At 51.0% G+C, this 15,308-nt stretch carries 11 protein-coding genes; all 11 read right to left on the bottom strand.

Features of this window, described 5'->3' with window-relative positions; translation table 11 throughout:
* Nucleotides 1-230 precede the first annotated feature (230 nt).
* Entirely contained in the window at nt 231-1,226 is a 996-nt protein-coding gene (locus ACSSU5_RS07310) for a restriction endonuclease (protein ID WP_492560891.1), read from the bottom strand.
* An 88-nt stretch (nt 1,227-1,314) separates the two neighbouring features.
* Nucleotides 1,315-2,208, bottom strand: coding sequence for a hypothetical protein (locus ACSSU5_RS07305; RefSeq protein ID WP_492560890.1), 894 nt, complete (start codon nt 2,206-2,208; stop codon nt 1,315-1,317).
* Entirely contained in the window at nt 2,205-3,806 is a 1,602-nt protein-coding gene (locus ACSSU5_RS07300) for an AAA family ATPase (RefSeq protein WP_492560889.1), read from the bottom strand. Before ACSSU5_RS07300 ends, ACSSU5_RS07305 begins: the two co-directional genes overlap by 4 nt.
* A gap of 3 nt (nt 3,807-3,809) precedes the next feature.
* Nucleotides 3,810-5,828, bottom strand: a complete 2,019-nt coding sequence (locus tag ACSSU5_RS07295) for a restriction endonuclease subunit S (RefSeq protein WP_492560888.1) — start codon at nt 5,826-5,828, stop codon at nt 3,810-3,812.
* On the bottom strand, nt 5,828-7,318 hold the full coding sequence (locus tag ACSSU5_RS07290; RefSeq protein ID WP_492560887.1) for an N-6 DNA methylase: 1,491 nt from the start codon (nt 7,316-7,318) through the stop codon (nt 5,828-5,830). Before ACSSU5_RS07290 ends, ACSSU5_RS07295 begins: the two co-directional genes overlap by 1 nt.
* A gap of 83 nt (nt 7,319-7,401) precedes the next feature.
* A complete protein-coding gene (gene hsdR / locus ACSSU5_RS07285) occupies nt 7,402-9,840 on the bottom strand; it encodes an EcoAI/FtnUII family type I restriction enzme subunit R (RefSeq protein ID WP_492560886.1) in 2,439 nt (812 codons plus the stop codon).
* Nucleotides 9,841-9,943: 103 nt separating this feature from the next.
* On the bottom strand, nt 9,944-10,237 hold the full coding sequence (locus ACSSU5_RS07280; RefSeq protein ID WP_492560885.1) for a hypothetical protein: 294 nt from the start codon (nt 10,235-10,237) through the stop codon (nt 9,944-9,946).
* Complete coding sequence (locus ACSSU5_RS07275) at nt 10,234-11,208, bottom strand: integrase domain-containing protein (protein ID WP_492560884.1); 975 nt, start codon at nt 11,206-11,208, stop codon at nt 10,234-10,236. The genes ACSSU5_RS07280 and ACSSU5_RS07275 overlap by 4 nt, the downstream gene beginning before the upstream one ends.
* A gap of 38 nt (nt 11,209-11,246) precedes the next feature.
* Nucleotides 11,247-11,606 carry a hypothetical protein gene (locus ACSSU5_RS07270; RefSeq protein ID WP_492560883.1) on the bottom strand — a complete coding sequence of 120 codons (360 nt, stop codon included), beginning with the start codon at nt 11,604-11,606 and terminating at the stop codon, nt 11,247-11,249.
* Nucleotides 11,590-12,987: a YfjI family protein gene (locus tag ACSSU5_RS07265; RefSeq protein ID WP_492560882.1), complete on the bottom strand. Its 1,398-nt coding sequence runs from the start codon at nt 12,985-12,987 to the stop codon at nt 11,590-11,592. Before ACSSU5_RS07265 ends, ACSSU5_RS07270 begins: the two co-directional genes overlap by 17 nt.
* A 954-nt stretch (nt 12,988-13,941) precedes the next feature.
* A complete protein-coding gene (locus ACSSU5_RS07260; protein ID WP_492560881.1) occupies nt 13,942-15,198 on the bottom strand; it encodes an integrase domain-containing protein in 1,257 nt (418 codons plus the stop codon).
* Nucleotides 15,199-15,308 lie beyond the last annotated feature (110 nt).

Below are 15,308 nucleotides of genomic sequence, written 5' to 3'. Positions count from 1 at the left end.
TGGGGCCGGGGTAACTTGAATTAGATCATTAACGTACTGATTTATAGGGCTAATGGAGATTTCTAATTTTCGAAAGGAATACCAATTGGAATACCGCACCACTCCACTCGACCACCTTTTTGCACTCGATCTGACCAGCACGCTTAGTGGTGATCGGCAGAGATCTTCTGGTCAGCGGGCAGAGAAGGAGACGCTTGGCTGCGCCTACGAACTCAGGGGTGATTCACTATTTAGCTAACAGGCCAGTAGATCCGGACCAGCGGCACCAGTGCACGCCCTTCTAGATCGAAGCTCTCGTAGTGGCTCACGATTAGGTCGGCCAAATCGTCCAAGTCGACCAAGGTGAGCGGAATGCTGGATCGTTCGGCTTCATAGCGGGCCTCACGAGTGAAACCACCAGTACTAATAAACAAGCCTGAGTCACCGTCACGTAGCGCGCCGATAAAGCTACGAATCGCGGGAGCCCCCATCGAACCATCGCGGTGCTTTACCTCAGCCTTGATACGTGGCTGGGTGAGGCCTAATCCATCGGGTGAGGCGATAACGTCTACCCCTCTATCTGGCCCCTTGGGTGATACCTTGGCTTTGTAACCCATGGCGCGGAGTATACTTGCCACCAGTTCTTCCATCTCGTCAGGTAGCAGAGCGACGATTTTGTCTTTGATGAGCTCATGGCTTTGGGCTACAGTTTCGTCTTTTAGCTGCTCCACTTCGGTCTCAACTGCATCTGTGTCATTGAGTAGGGGGCTGGGGGCTTTACCCTCCAATACAGCTGTAAACACGTCGATGATTTCCTGACTTATAGAAAACAGTGTCAGGGTTGAACCTAGGGAGTTTTTCGCTTTCTGTGGAAGTTGATCACGGCTGACTTTACCCAACCACTCAACCTTGCGAAGGTTGGCATAGTCGCCAACCGTATCAGGCTGATACAGATACTCGCCTTGGTCGATACCTAGCAAGTACTCCCGCGTTTCTGGATTATAGCTAACGATGTGATCCCCAGCGGTGATTTGGTCACGAAATTTTAGGATCATAGCGACCGCATTGGCGGTGGCCGAAGGTTTATCGTTGCCGTAAATCTCTATGTACTCTTGGCGTAGGCTGTCGCTTGTAGAGTACTGGGTTAGATCTCCCAGTTGTGACCAACCAATAGCGGCGTAACCCTTCTCAAAATCCTCTATGTAAACGCCTCCGCGTCCAGCTCGAATCATCCAGTTATTCGACATATATTCACCCCCTTGATTTTAATCACTGTCTCTGACCATTGCTCACGCTGCCCTATCTAAACTCTTGGTCAACAAATCTATAATAATCTCAAGCCTTTTGCTCGTTGGACGGCCTCGGTTTTCCCGCGCTCATTGCGAACGCATCTGCAGTAGGCTCTCTTAACGTCTTAAGGGCAGCTCTAGCTGTCGATGAAAAAGCTGAGGTTTCATGTATGAGATAATGAATTTCATGAGCATATGTGTCCGCTATGCCTTGTGAGGCCGGACACCCATCATTCGCCAATTTTATATGATTAATATAATTTGCGTAGTTTTGCCTTACGGTTGACCATAGGAGGCGTCTTTCAATGACTAAAGAGTCTGTATTCAAGCCAAAGTATTTGATTGTTGTGATGGCTCTCTCTTCAGCCCTTGGCGTTAAGATGCCTTCATTAAAGATAGCCTCGCCCTTGTCGTTAAAGCTTAAACATTGGTGGTCAGATGGTGAAATTGGATCTAGGAACAAAGGTTTTTCTGCGATATGCGGTACGTGGCATCCACCGGCCCTAGTGCCTTCATCTATTAGTGGGAAAAAGTTTCCTTTAATTCTGTTAAGTTTTCCCTTTGAAATCCTATAATTTGTAAGATTAAATGCAAGCCAGTAATAGCCATCGTGTATTTTATTTTTACTAAAGTCGTGAGTGGCCTTTTTTGGTCTCCAATGCTCAAGCTCAGCAGAGTCACCGGCAAACTTAGCTTCGCTGTACCAGCACTTGTTATAGCTTATGCCGAGGAGCCATTTTGTAAGCCTTTTGCCGCGCCAAAACGCAGATTTTTCTTCGATGTACTTGTATTTGTCCGCTAATGTAATTTCGTTATCCAATAGCACTTTTTCGTGATCGCTTGCTTGGGCGATCCAGGTTTTAATGACTTGTGGTACACGGTCAATTTCACTTAATCTTTTATAGTCAGCCGTCTGGAAAGGCGCGTCGATATGAATCATTTCATGCCCTCTTCGGTCATGATCTTATTAAGATTTGAAAGGGCTAGCTCCTGAACTATCTCATATTCTTCGTGGGTGTAGTTTGGCTTTTTGAAAATCTCGGATTCGCTCATTGCTTTAGCGAACTTAGAAAAGTAAGGGTTGGGGTGCGATACCGACTGGCCCAGTTCATCTAGCTCAATATTTATCAGATGGATCTGCCATAGCAATTTTCTCTTTTTAGAATCATTTTCGACCCCATCAATAGCCTTCGAAATTTCAAATCTTCTATCGATTAATTCTTGTATGGAATTATCTAGGCTTGTTCGAATTCCATACAGATCGGATTGAATTATTGCTTCAATTCCCATATTGATTGGGTCTTGTGTAGGTATTTCAGATTGCTTTCCAGAATCATCGCTCTCAGTCAGTACACGAATCTGCTCGGCATAGAGTGACGTCAACATTATTGGATCGTGCGTAGTCAATACCACCTGGCTAGTTTGCCAAGCGTTGAGGTTGCTACCCTCGATTTTGTGATCTAGAATTTTTTCAATTTGATCAAAGTAGCTTAATTTCCATCGAGGGTTTAAGTGTGTGTCCGGCTCGTCTAGCAGAAATAAAGACTCGTCACCTCTAGTGAACTTCATTAAGCCCAATACGGTTAATAGTTGGCGCTCACCTTCAGAAAGCGCTGAGAATGTTAGTTTCTTTCCGTCGATCAGCGTAACAGTTACTTGAACATATTCAAGCAGGTCCGCGATGTAGGTGCTTTCAATGTTCTTGAATAGCGATGTAGCATCTGGGTACTCTGAGGCCAAACCTTTTAGCGCACTATCATCCGGTAAAAACAGATATAGGCGATCCTGGGTCTCTGAGCGACCTCGAAAGTCAACCGTTTTACGTTCTGTATTATCAATAGGGGCGATAGCATGGCGCCACAAATTATCAAGAAATTCTTTGACCACCCCGCGGGAATACCAGAATCGTGGATCCCCTTCTTCGCGCATAACTTCTGAAGGTTTACCTTTATACCAGTACGGTTTTTTTAGGCAGAAAAGCACCGAATCCAATGACGCTATATTAAGCTGCTCCAACAGCTCCTTGCAGGACGGGTCATCATCAACCAAAAAAGCTAAAAGAACGAAGAAGCTATGAACATCGCGACAATAAAAAAAACGTCGAATTAACTGATTGTCACCCTTGGTAAGGGCCTCATAAAAACGGGTTTGATGCTTTACGAATAGTTGCTCAACTCGTTCGTTGGTGCCGGAGTAGTAGGTGAAAATATTAAGCGGAAGATACTCGTTCGCATAACTCTTGAGGAATGCAAATGATTTTTTGCTGCCGTCAATCATAACGAGGTTGTTGAGCTTATTATCAACGTCAAATATGATTTTTATATCATGGCCTCGGCACTCATAGGCCAGGGTGTAACTAAAGTCTGTCGATTCACCCAGATCAATCGCCCTATAAATGCAGACAATTATCTCAATAAGATTTGACTTCCCAACGCCGTTCCGGCCAATCACTGTAGTGATTGGCGATTTGTTGTCGAACGTTATTGTGAAGTCAACAAATCCCTTGTGATTTGGTATAGTTAGTTCCTTTAACTTCACTTTTTATGCCTCTATGAATTCTGCGCTAGCCGGTTTTTTAATATACAGAGCGTCAATTTCTACCTTTAATTGGGCGTAAAAATCAGGAAGGCTTAGCCGTGTCTTGCCCCATACATCCTTCGCATCTGCCGATCCGCCCAACTCCAGAATAATTGGCGCTATAACCGCATCACTCTTAAAATTTTCGCAATTTAGTGAAAGCGTTGTCGTGATTTTCATATCATTCGTATTGCTCTCGGGGGCTTCTGTGCCTTTTTCAGGCTCGCCAATCACACCGTAGACTACAGCCTGTGCCAGGTGCAGCTGCGTGGTTTGAACTTCGCATAGACGATCTTTTAGTTGGTCGCATAGAGCCAGAAGTTGATTAACTTTGTGTACTATTCGGATCTGCTCTTCTAATGGAGGCAGTGCAATTGTAAGCATCTGAATTTGATGTCTTGATACGTTTTTCATTGAGCTGCTTGTTCCGCCAGCTATGCGAGCATAATACGCCCTGGAACATTTTGAGTTGTTTGCAAGGCTCAGATAACTCGGTGAGACATGTTCGCTAAAAGTGAATCTAATGATTTTGTCGCTCATCATTAGCTTTGGTTCAGTTCCGAGCGGAACAACCACAGATCTCGCTACGAGCTCAGGTGTGTTTGCGCGAGATATTAGGAAGTCATTTCCCCGGACCTCAAGCTCTGGCCTTGGTTCTAAATTATCTGGTAGTCGCTTGTTTTCTTGCGGTTTAAATTCACCCCAAGTAACTGCGCTAATTTTTAGAACGCCCCAAGCATTTTTCTCTCTGGCGAAATCATGGCACTTTGGACTCCAGCCAGCTTCAGAATATAGTGTCAACGTATCAATTCTGCACCACTCCCACCCCTTAGGAAGTGAGTACGGTTTTTCCTCAACGGTAATTTCCGGTAGGGGGGAGGTTGTTCTGATTTTCCCCTCGTTGATAAGTTTTTTCTTTTCAGCAACTATGCTCTTAATTAGTTCGCTGGCAGGCTCTTGGGCGGGATTCTGCGGGACTAGTTTTCCCATAACAGCTAGCTGCAGAATAGCCTGTTTAAGTTGTTCCACGGCAAAGTCGGTTGTGATCAGAGTGTCGAAGTGTTCACTCAGACGTCCCCAGTTTTCACTTAGCTCAATATCATCTTTGGCGTTGGTTAAGGATTCCAGCAGAGTTTCGACCAAAACCTGATGGGCTTCGATACCTGCTTCAGTGTGTTGCTCCAGCTGATCACAGAAGCCCATCAGCTCATCTACTTTGGCTACTATTCTCTCTTGTTCGAGTAAAGGAGGAAAGCCAAATACTGCATTGTTTAATGTTCCTATCGTTACATGTTTTAGCCCTACTGCGCCTTGAGCCATTTCAATGAAATGGTTCATACATCCATTTACCGCTAGTCTCATGAATTCAAGGTTGATTTCATTAGTGTGAAATACGCACTTGTTGATATGCTGGTTAAGTGCTGCTTCGCCGCGAGTCCAGATAAATGCACCAAAAGATGTGCCTGGCGTTCCTGACCAGCTAATTAGAAATGAGCCATTGTCTATTCGATTATGATCAGCTAGGTCACCATCAAAGTAGTTGAATTCAGCCTTTTCATTATTAAGGTTCTGAATTCTCACAATTGGTAGGCCGGTTGTAGCCCAGTCGGATGACTTAAAAGCCCTTCCGTTGTACATCTCTACAAGATCACCAAGCTTGACCCACTCCCATTTAGCTGGTAGGGGAAAAGTTGTATCTTTATTTTTGATTTCAGATAGCTTTTTAGGTTTTTTTATTATTTTATCTTTGATTAACTGAGTCTTGGCATCGGCGATACGTTCTAGGAATACACTTGCCGGTTCTTCATTTGAATCTTGCGGCACAAGCTTGCCGCGCACAGCCAGTTCCAGAATCAACTCTCGCAGTTTTTTGATACCAAAAAGCTCGCGTTTCTTGTTACTACCACGACCCTGAGTAGCCTTGGCTCTGATAGCTGATGTCCAAAGGTCAATATTGTCGGTTAACAGTCGTTCGGCACCCATTACTGCTGACCTTCTGTGTTGTTGGACAGCGCTTCGACAAGGATGCCTTTGAGTTGATCGCGTAGCGCTTGAATACCCGCTTGTTGTTGGTGGTAATCGGCCAGAAGTGTGTCTGGGTCGTGTCCGATCTTTTCTTCTTGATGGGGGTTTTTCATATCGAGGTTGTAGTTGCGCGCCACAATTTCCTCAATGCTCACCCGCCAAGCTCGCTCGTTGGCTTGGCGATTGTTACGGGCGAGTTTTTCTTGCTGAGTATCGCCTTCTCCCCACCAGGTAGCGCAATCATTAAAGTCTTCTAGCTTCATGGGCTTAGTTTTGTTAAAGGCTTTAATGCCTGCAGGCAATGGTACTTCGTAGTACCAAATATCTTTAGTCGGCTGACCCTTCTCAAAGAACAAGATGTTGGTCTTGATACTTGTGTAGGGTGCAAATACGGAGTTAGGCAGTCGAACGATCGTGTGCAGATTGCACTGGTCCATCAGCATTTTTTTGATTTTGGTTTTTACACCCTCACCAAATAGAGTTCCATCTGGAAGAACAACAGCAGCACGCCCTTTAACTTTTAGAACCTCGACAATCAGCTGTAGGAAAAGATCTGCAGTTTCGCGAGTTTGCATTTCAACGGGAAAATTTTTCTCAATGCCGTCTTCTTCTGTACCACCAAACGGAGGGTTGGAAACTATGACATCAATATTAGATTCCCAACTAGAGAGCGGCTTATTGAGGGTGTTGCCGTGCTTGATTTGTACCGGAACTTCAATGCCGTGCAACAGCATATTGGTGGTGCAAAGTAAGTGCGGTAGCTGCTTTTTCTCGACACCATGGATCTGCCTTTGCAGCGTTTGATGGTCTTCGGCAGTGGTGACGTAGTTTTGCTCGACGTGGTCAAACGCGCAGGCGAGGAAGCCGCCGGTGCCGCAAGCAGGATCGAAAATAGTCTCGCCTAGCATTGGATTGATCATCTGCACGATAAATCGGGTAACGGCTCGCGGTGTGTAGAACTCACCAGAGTTACCGGCGCTCTGCAGATCTTTCAGGATCTGCTCGTATATATCGCCGAACAAGTGCCGCTCTTTCGAGTCGGTAAAGTCGATTTCATTCAGCTTGTTGATCATCTGACGCAATAGTGTGCCGTTCTTCATATAGTTGAAGGCATCACTAAAGGCTTCTTTGGCGACAAAACCTCGAGGATTTTTATGGATGGATACAGTGAGGCTTTTAAGTGTTGGGAACAGATCTTCGTTTATAAAGCTCAGTAGTTCATCGCCAGTAATGCCTTGATTGTTAGAAGCCCAGTTCCGCCAAAAGTATTTCTTAGGGATAGGAGAGTAATAATTTTCCTGCTCAAACTCAAGTTGCTGCTCTTGAGCATCAAATATTTTGAGGAACAACAGCCAAGACATTTGGCCTAGGCGCTGGGCGTCGCCATCGACGCCGGCGTCTTTACGCATGATATCTTGGATGGATTTTATTACTGAGCTGACGGACATGATTTTCTCTTTAGCAATTAATGCTAGTAAATGGCGCGTGTTTGATGGCGATCGCGCTTATTACGACTGATCTAAATAGGTTTTTACGCGGTTTTATCGTTTGTATAGAGTTGTTCTTCTAACTCACTTAAAGCCTGTTTATATTCAGACTTACCGCCAAATTCATTTTGGACAATTTGCATGGGGTTCCCCAACGCTTTCAGTTTTGGCACCTTGAGTTCGGCAAGACCGGCTTGCTCTAGCTGGCTGATGCCTGCGTCGGCGTACTGTTCAACCAATACGTTTAGGACGTTTTGGGCAACCTCTGAATACTTAGTGAAGTAGTTACGCTTTTTGACATTTTCGGCACGCTCTTTGCGAGTGAGTGGCGGCTGGTCGTAAGCTATGTGGCAAATAAGGTCGAAAGGATCCATATCCTTACCCACTTCTTCCTCTAATGCCTGCCAGATCACACCCTCGGCGGCCAATTCGTCAATCACCGCCTGCTTTCGCTCACTCCCTCTCCACTTTCGAACAAACTCATCCAGTGAAGAAAATTGCCTTGTAATTGCATTGCGGGTGTAATCTCTGAACGATTCGGTCACCAGCTTGCCGTCGCTGTCGTAATACTGTACGCGCTCGGCGATTTTATTAACGGCCACGCCTTTAACGCGGTATTTGACATAGGGCTCGCCTTCACCACCACTTATATTACCAGCCGAACCGCAGTCACCTTGGTTGGTGTCGGCATCGGTACTGCCTTCGCCTGAAACACCGATGTTATCTGGGCTGTCTTCTTCGTCATCTTTGTTGAGCTCATCATCAAAGCTCGGGTCATCTTGGTCGATGATCTTGGAGGGATCAGTAACCATGACCTTCTCGGGTATGCCGTCGAAACGCTCATCGGCGAACAGCTCGGTGGCCTTCTTGAAGTCGAGGATGGTGAACCAGAGCTTATTGTACTTGTCGTTGATGCGGGTGCCGCGACCGATGATCTGCTTGAATTTGGTCATCGATTGGATGGCTTGATCCAATACTATCAGCTTGCAGGTTTGGGCGTCGACGCCGGTGGTCATCAGCTCTGAGGTGGTTGCGATAACTGGGTAGGTGCGTTTGGGGTTAATAAAGTTATCCAGCTGGGCCTTGCCGATTTCATCGTCACCGGTGATCTTAATCACATATTTGTCGTTCTTGGAAACCTGATCTTTGTTAAGGTTGACCAGAGCACGGCGCATGCGTTCCGCATGTTCAATGTCATTACAAAAGACAATGGTCTTGGCCATGGGATCGGTGCGCTTTAGGTAGGCGGTAATAGTTTCCGCTACCAATTGGGTGCGCTCGTCGATGACCATGACGCGGTCGAAGTCCTTCTGGTTGTAGATGCGATCTTTGATCTGCTCCCCATTTTGATCAAGCTGACCTTTGGTTGGCCTCCAGCCCTGCAGATCCACATCCAGATCCACCCGCACCACCTTGTAGGGGGCGAGGAAACCATCCTCAATACCTTCTTTCAGCGAATAGGTGTAAACCGGTTCGTTGAAGTAATCGATGTTGGAGACTTCATCGGTCTCTTTGGGAGTGGCAGTGAGGCCGACTTGAGTGGCCGAACTGAAGTACTCAAGGATTTCGCGCCAGGCGCTGTCATCAGCGGCGCTGCCACGGTGGCATTCGTCGATAACTATGAGGTCGAAGAAGTCGCGATCAACCTGCCTGTAAGCCTTTTGGTGTTCTTCTGGCCCGGTAAGCGCCTGATAGAGCGCCAGATGAATCTCGTAGGCTGGATCCAGCTTGCGGCCAGTGACTTTTGTCATGGCCTGGCCAAAGGGCTGAAAGTCATTGATGCGGGTTTGATCGACAAGGATGTTACGGTCAGCCAGGAAAAGAATGCGTTTTTTCCTTTTGGCTTTCCACAAACGCCAAATTATCTGGAAAGCGGTATAGGTCTTGCCGGTGCCGGTGGCCATCACCAAGAGAATGCGATCTTGCCCGGCCGATACGGCTTCAATAGTTTTGTTAATCGCCTGCAGCTGGTAGTAGCGCGGAGATTTTCCACTGCCATCGTCGTAATAGTCTTGGGTGATGAGCGACAGCTGATCTTCTGTGAAGCCTTTCCAGGCACAGTATTTTTGCCACAAAGTCTCGGGGCCAGGGAAGTCGGCGAGATTGATTTCACGCTCTAGCTCCCCGCCTTCATTGACAGCAGTTTTGTCATGGAAAGCAAAACCGTCACCGTTACTGGCAAACACAAAGGGCACGTCCAACAGGCGGGCATAATCCAGTCCCTGCTGCATGCCTTTGCCTATTTCGTGTTTATTAGCCTTAGCCTCAATCACCGCCAGCGGCATATTGGGCTTGTAATAGAGGACTATGTCGGCCGATTTAACCGTTTTACGGGCTCCCACCTGACCACGGACGATGACTTTACCGTCGCGCAGCTTCACCTCTTGACGGAGCTGAATCATTGGGTTCCATCCTGATTGCTCGACAGCAGGAAGGATGAATTTGGTGATGATGTCCGTTTCTGACAGTCGTTTCTTATCCATGGTGATTTGGTGTGCCGGCGCGGTGATTTGTGACGCAACTATACTGCAATTCGCCAAAAATCTGCGGCTAACCGGCATCGCTTTCTGAGTCTCGGGAGCCTGCCTAGCCACGAGGCGATCGTTGAATAAGCTTTGCTGGGTCACTCCCCAACCGTTTCCAGATTAATAGGGCGGTGAGGCGATAGTGATACTGGGTGGCGTCGGCATGGTCTTTCAGGTGCATTGTGAGAAACCAGCGCATATGCTTGAGCTGCCAGGTCCAGGGATTATCGCGTTGCCATCGCTGTTGAATGGCCGCTTGCATGACTCTTGCTTGGCGTAGGTGACGTTGCTGCGTGGCCTTCGAACCGGTCAGTACGCCGGTCAGGAACAGCGTCATATCGAAGGGTTTGCTCATGTTCTCCCGCCAATGTAGGCCGACACCACATCGATCCGGATATGCCCGAGCTCTAGGCTGATTTGTTGGCGCGCCTGTTGATCAAGGTCACGGTCAATGCGATAGCAGTGGCCGCCATTCACCGGTGCGGCGTGGTTCGTGAGTTGCTCGTAACGTTCGCAGGCATAGGCTGCGCGCAGTTCATGAAAACCCTTCAGCCCGTGTGCATGCAGCGTTTCGCGGGCGGGGAGCACGGTTTGGTGCAGAAATATGGCGTAGCTTTCGTCTCGGGCCAGCAAGTTGCGGCTGCCAGTCGGCGATGCCTGACGCACCAACTGCAGCGCCGCTTTCACCGCTTCATTGGCCACGACCCATCGCGGCGCTGATGAGCCTGAACGGCCGCCTTTGGTGCCGTCTTGGATGTTGATGCGGCCTAAGCGTTCGGCTTCGCGGTGTAAGCGTGGCAGGTCAGCCAGAATCGCTTCGCGCAGACGCATGCCGGTTGCTCGAGCTAAAAGGACTATGGCGGCCACCCGATCGTGTTGCTGTTCTCTAAGCACCTCAGCCAGTCCCCGCACCTGTTGGTGATCTTGGCCATCTGGCGCGCGAGTGCGTACGCTCGAGCGCTGCTGTCCCAACGCCTGACTCGGGCTGGCGATCCTCACATCCTGATCACCGCGCAGCGCGGAGAGGGTGCGGTTAACGCTGCTCAGGCGGTTTTGCGCGGTGGCGATGCACAGATCGCCTTGCTTAATCTGCTGACGCAGGTGTGCGACGTAGTCTTGGAGCGTATGTCGATCAATCTGGCGCGCATCGTTGTAACCGGGGCCTTCCTCTGATCGGCACCAGCGTACGAAGGCTTGCCAGCGATCGCCATGCGCTTTGACCGTGGCGAAGTGGCCGCCGGCAAACATGTCTTGTAGAGCCTGCCGACCGGCGTAGCTCAGTTGTCGGCCGTAGCCAAAGTTGCGACTGTCACGCCGACCGACCACCGTAGCTCAGTTGTCGGCCGTAGCCAAAGTTGCGACTGTCACGCCGACCGACCACCGCCATTGTCTTCACCTGGATCGTTGGTTTCTAGGTGCCGCAGCACGGCTTTCCAATGGGAGCTGACGCTGTCCAACTGTCCCCAATGTGCTGGGCGGATGAGAAGGGCGTTTTCCCGGTGTTGCAGCAAAGCTCCTTCTTCTTGCAACTGCTCGATGAGCCAAACGACGTCGATTGACTCAGGTGTTGGAGTGGCGACAGCGGCGACACTGGCGACAACTTCCGCCGCATCTGAATTGGCACGTGGCGACAAGGTGGTGGCGGCGGTGGCGACACATCGTAGCTCGGTTGGCGAGCGATGTTGCGCCCGATAACGGCGCACGGCGTCATTGAGGCGGAACATGGCGCACCTCAAATATGTCCCCTGCATTCTTCAACCAGTTATGGGCAACCAACTGCAGCAATAACTCGAAGGTGTGGCGCGTGCTTTTGCGGGCAAAGCGAGGGCCGTTGCGCGTGATGTCGCGGAGGCGAAACGGTGGCCAGTTCTTCTTAATTAACCAGCGCAGCAGACAATCCGCCTCTGCGCGAAGCTTATTCAGTGGTTCCTGTTCGGTCAGGCGCTGGTTCTCGGCCAGGTAGTAGTCCATCAGCGTAGAGGAGCGCTGAATGTGCATGTCTTCCAAGACAGCGCACTCCTCAACCACCGCCATCACGCCAGCCATGCGAAGAACGTTCGCGGCGGCTTTGCCCGCAGCAGCTTGCACGTTGACCAGCTCGCCGAATTCCCCGGACTCGCATTCAATTGTGTCGTGAATGGCAATCCATGCTTCACGGGCGCGGGGGCTTAACTCTAGGGTTACAGGGTCGAGGCCGCCGTCTTTATGGCGTGACCAAGGCTTCTGCATGAGCGCGGCAATGCGCTGCTGATACAGATGCACCTTAGGATCTCGGGTCAGGTCGATCGCTTTGTACAGCCGTTGGCCAACCAGACGCTCAGGCCAACTGATCAGGCAGCGTCCCAGGATGCCCTGGTCTTTGATATCAGCGTCTTGCAGTAAACGGTCTGCCAGGCGGGGTTGCAGCATCAAGTGCATGCTGAGGCGGCGGTCGTAGACACGCAGACTTTCCCCAGCCATCGCGCGCGACCGATCAATCGGGCTACCGTCCCACAGCGTCGACAGGTGAGTGATGGCCTTGATCATGTTGTCTTTGCACATGGTGCTGCCGCCCAAAAACTGCCCGCCTTCATCGCTGAACAGCCCCATGCTTGGCAAACCATGGCACAGGCTTTTCACCAGGCTTTCAATGGTTGGCTCAGCACTGAGGAGTCTCGGTTGGGCAGGTTCAGGTTGGGCGTCTAGCGCTAGCTGTACCGACTTTTTCGAGGTCGGAGATTTTGCAGTGGCGCTCATTGCGGCGCGGTGCGCCTTGAGCTGTTCGCCATAAGCGATCCACTGTTGTCTCTCCCAGTCGCGTACGGCTTGCAGTGCAACTTGGTCCACCGCGCTTTTGCGATCACCCGAGCATGCCACCGTCAGCAAGTACAGCGACAACGGATAGTTTCGGCCGTCGAGGTGAACATTGGCGTGCGCCTGGCTCGCTAGCGCTGCTGTGGCCAGAACGGATTGCGCGGCCATGGCGCAGGGAACGCCGATTACATCGGCCATGCGTTCGACGGCAGGCCCCAATAGATCGCCCAGCGCCGCGACCGGGTAGGGTAGGGGCGTAATCTGCTGTTCCAACAAGGGGCGTGGTGGCCCTTGTACTTCGCGCAGTTGCATAGCCTTCCTCCATAAATTACCGATCTCTCCCTCACGTCATCCCGCCAAGAATGCTGAGTGTTATCAGGGATCAAGGCCCCTGCGACCTGTGAGGGTGCCCACTGACGCGGGACTGGCGGCTCCTTACGACCAGGAGCAAGGGCATCTCATGATCTGTCCTCCTGAGCACCGTTACCGGTGGGCGGGTGGAGGCTGCACTGGCTGACGAGACCAGTGCCGCGAGATCCTGAGCCAGCTGCAAGCAGCACTGCGATGACCGGGGCATGCCTGACTGTCAGTCAGGTGCAGTCCATTCCCTGGTCTGCGGCACCATCATCTACAGCACTGTTGCTGGTGACATCGGCGCTTGCCACGCGGATTGTCACGAGGGGAATTGCCGCAAAGCCATGTGCGATGAGGGCTGCAGCAGTGGTAGGAGCGCCCGTCTCTTTTCTGGAAAAGAGACGGGCGAACGGTTGGCGCAAAACGTTGGCCGAGCAGGTTCGTTGCTGCAGGGCTAAAGGGTTAGCGGGCAGCCGCACTAGGCGGATTGTTTAGAGGGCGTCCATCATTCTGGCGAATGACCGTGCGAGCCTCCGGGCGCGAATCGCACTTTGGGGTGAACCACCGGGTTAGCGGCATGACCTTGAAGGCTCTGGTCATCTGGGGTGCTGCCTAAGGCAGCGCTTTGAACCTTCGTTTTATCGGTCACCGCGGCACGGGTCAATTGGTGAAGGGCACATGGAAATGCGCCAGATTCCTCCTCTGGCGTGCTTTGGAAGTCGGTAGGTGTCAATGGCAAAGTGGCCGTTTGTCGCTTTTCTAGTGTTAGCCCGTGAGCGTGGGGATGCGAAGCCTCCCCATGCTCACGGGCTTAGCCGGAGAAGCCAAAATTGAGGCGAGTTGGCGAATGTCGCCATCCGCTCAGACGGCGAGGATGTAGATGGCATGCGGTCTGTCGCCAGTGTCGCCGCCCTACCGGATGGGTACTACGTTCCGATCCCTAGCCACATTCATCGCGCTGGCCGAGAGATTGCCCGTCGACGCCTTCAGAATGTACTCGCTCCACCAAGCCATCATCGGCCGCCGTCGCTCGATGTAGTCGGCTCGGTTGTAGGCACTGCGCACCTCATCCTTGTCGACGTGCGCCAACGCCACTTCGATGAGCTCCGGGTCCCACCCATGTTCATTCAATATGGTGCTGGCCATCGAGCGCATGCCGTGGCTGACCAGGCGGTCCTGGAAGCCCATGCGTTTCAATGCCATGTTGGCGGTCTGGCTATTGGCATGAGTGCGAGGGTTTCGGTCTGCCGGGAAAACGTATTCCCGATGACCACTGTGAGACTTCAGTATCTCCAGCAATGATATGGCTTGATCGCTTAACGGGATGCTGTGCGGGCGGCGCTTCTTCATCCGCTCCGGTGGGATAGTCCAGACTCGCCTTTCAAAGTCGATGTCTACCCAGCGAGTAGTTGCCGCCTCGGCAGGGCGAGTCATCGTGTGCAACTGCCACTCGATCAGGCAGCGGGTCGTGCGCTTGATACTGGCATTCGCTATTTCCAGCATGAGCTCAGGAAGCTCCTCGGGTGGTAGCGCCGCCATATTTTCTTTCTTCGGTTTCTTGAATACCGCCCGAATCCCGCTGAGCGGGTTCGCGAAAATCATTCCCGAATTGACCCCGTAGGTCATGATCTCGTTGAGGCGCTGGCTAAGCCGCTTCACCGTTTCCAAGCTGCCTTTGGCTTCGATAGGGCGAAGGATCTTTATCACCATCGGTGCGCTGACTTCCGAGATCGGAGTCGATTTCATACTCGGAAAAACGTGCAGCGTGAGTGAGCGCCAGATGTCCTCAGCATAGGCCGGCGTGACCGAGTCCTTTTTCAGCTCGAACCAGGCGGTAGCTACTTTCTCGAACGTATGTTCCGTCTCGGCTAGTTTGGCCTGCGCGAGATCATTGCGCTGAGCTTTGGGATCGATCCCCTGCGCAAGTACTTCCCTAGCCTCAACCGCTTTCCGCCGAGCTTGCGCCAGCGAGACCTCGGGATAGGAGCCGAGCGCCATGTTGATGCGATTTTTGGTGACCGGATGCCTGTAGTTGAAATTCCACTGCATCGAGCGGTTGACCCGGACGCGAAGCTGCAGGCCGTCGCCATCCGTGAGGACGTAGTCCTTGTCTTTGGGCTTGACCGTCTTGAGCTGGCGGTCGGAGAGACGAGCTGTCTGAGCGCACATGGGAGATGCTCCATGACACCTTTTGGTATTCCCAAGATTAGCCCCAGGTAGGCTGGAATACCACGGGGAATACCGGGATGGCTGGAACTCAAAAAACCGTTGTGGCCCTC

Source organism: Pseudomonas sp. E1MeOHC2 (genome assembly GCF_058745025.1).
The sequence above is the reverse complement of the archived record's forward strand: the minus strand, read 5'-3'. Positions and strand labels throughout refer to the sequence as shown.

Excerpts from the sequence above, each read along its gene's own strand:
- ACSSU5_RS07305 (WP_492560890.1), bottom strand. The coding sequence starts at position 2,208 with ATGATTCATATCGACGCGCCTTTCCAGACGGCTGACTATAAAAGATTA.
- ACSSU5_RS07295 (WP_492560888.1), bottom strand. The coding sequence starts at position 5,828 with ATGGGTGCCGAACGACTGTTAACCGACAATATTGACCTTTGGACATCA.
- hsdR (WP_492560886.1), bottom strand. The coding sequence starts at position 9,840 with ATGGATAAGAAACGACTGTCAGAAACGGACATCATCACCAAATTCATC.
- ACSSU5_RS07270 (WP_492560883.1), bottom strand. The coding sequence starts at position 11,606 with ATGTTCCGCCTCAATGACGCCGTGCGCCGTTATCGGGCGCAACATCGC.
- ACSSU5_RS07280 (WP_492560885.1), bottom strand. The coding sequence starts at position 10,237 with ATGAGCAAACCCTTCGATATGACGCTGTTCCTGACCGGCGTACTGACC.
- ACSSU5_RS07265 (WP_492560882.1), bottom strand. The coding sequence starts at position 12,987 with ATGCAACTGCGCGAAGTACAAGGGCCACCACGCCCCTTGTTGGAACAG.
- ACSSU5_RS07260 (WP_492560881.1), bottom strand. The coding sequence starts at position 15,198 with ATGTGCGCTCAGACAGCTCGTCTCTCCGACCGCCAGCTCAAGACGGTC.
- ACSSU5_RS07290 (WP_492560887.1), bottom strand. The coding sequence starts at position 7,318 with ATGTCCGTCAGCTCAGTAATAAAATCCATCCAAGATATCATGCGTAAA.
- ACSSU5_RS07310 (WP_492560891.1), bottom strand. The coding sequence starts at position 1,226 with ATGTCGAATAACTGGATGATTCGAGCTGGACGCGGAGGCGTTTACATA.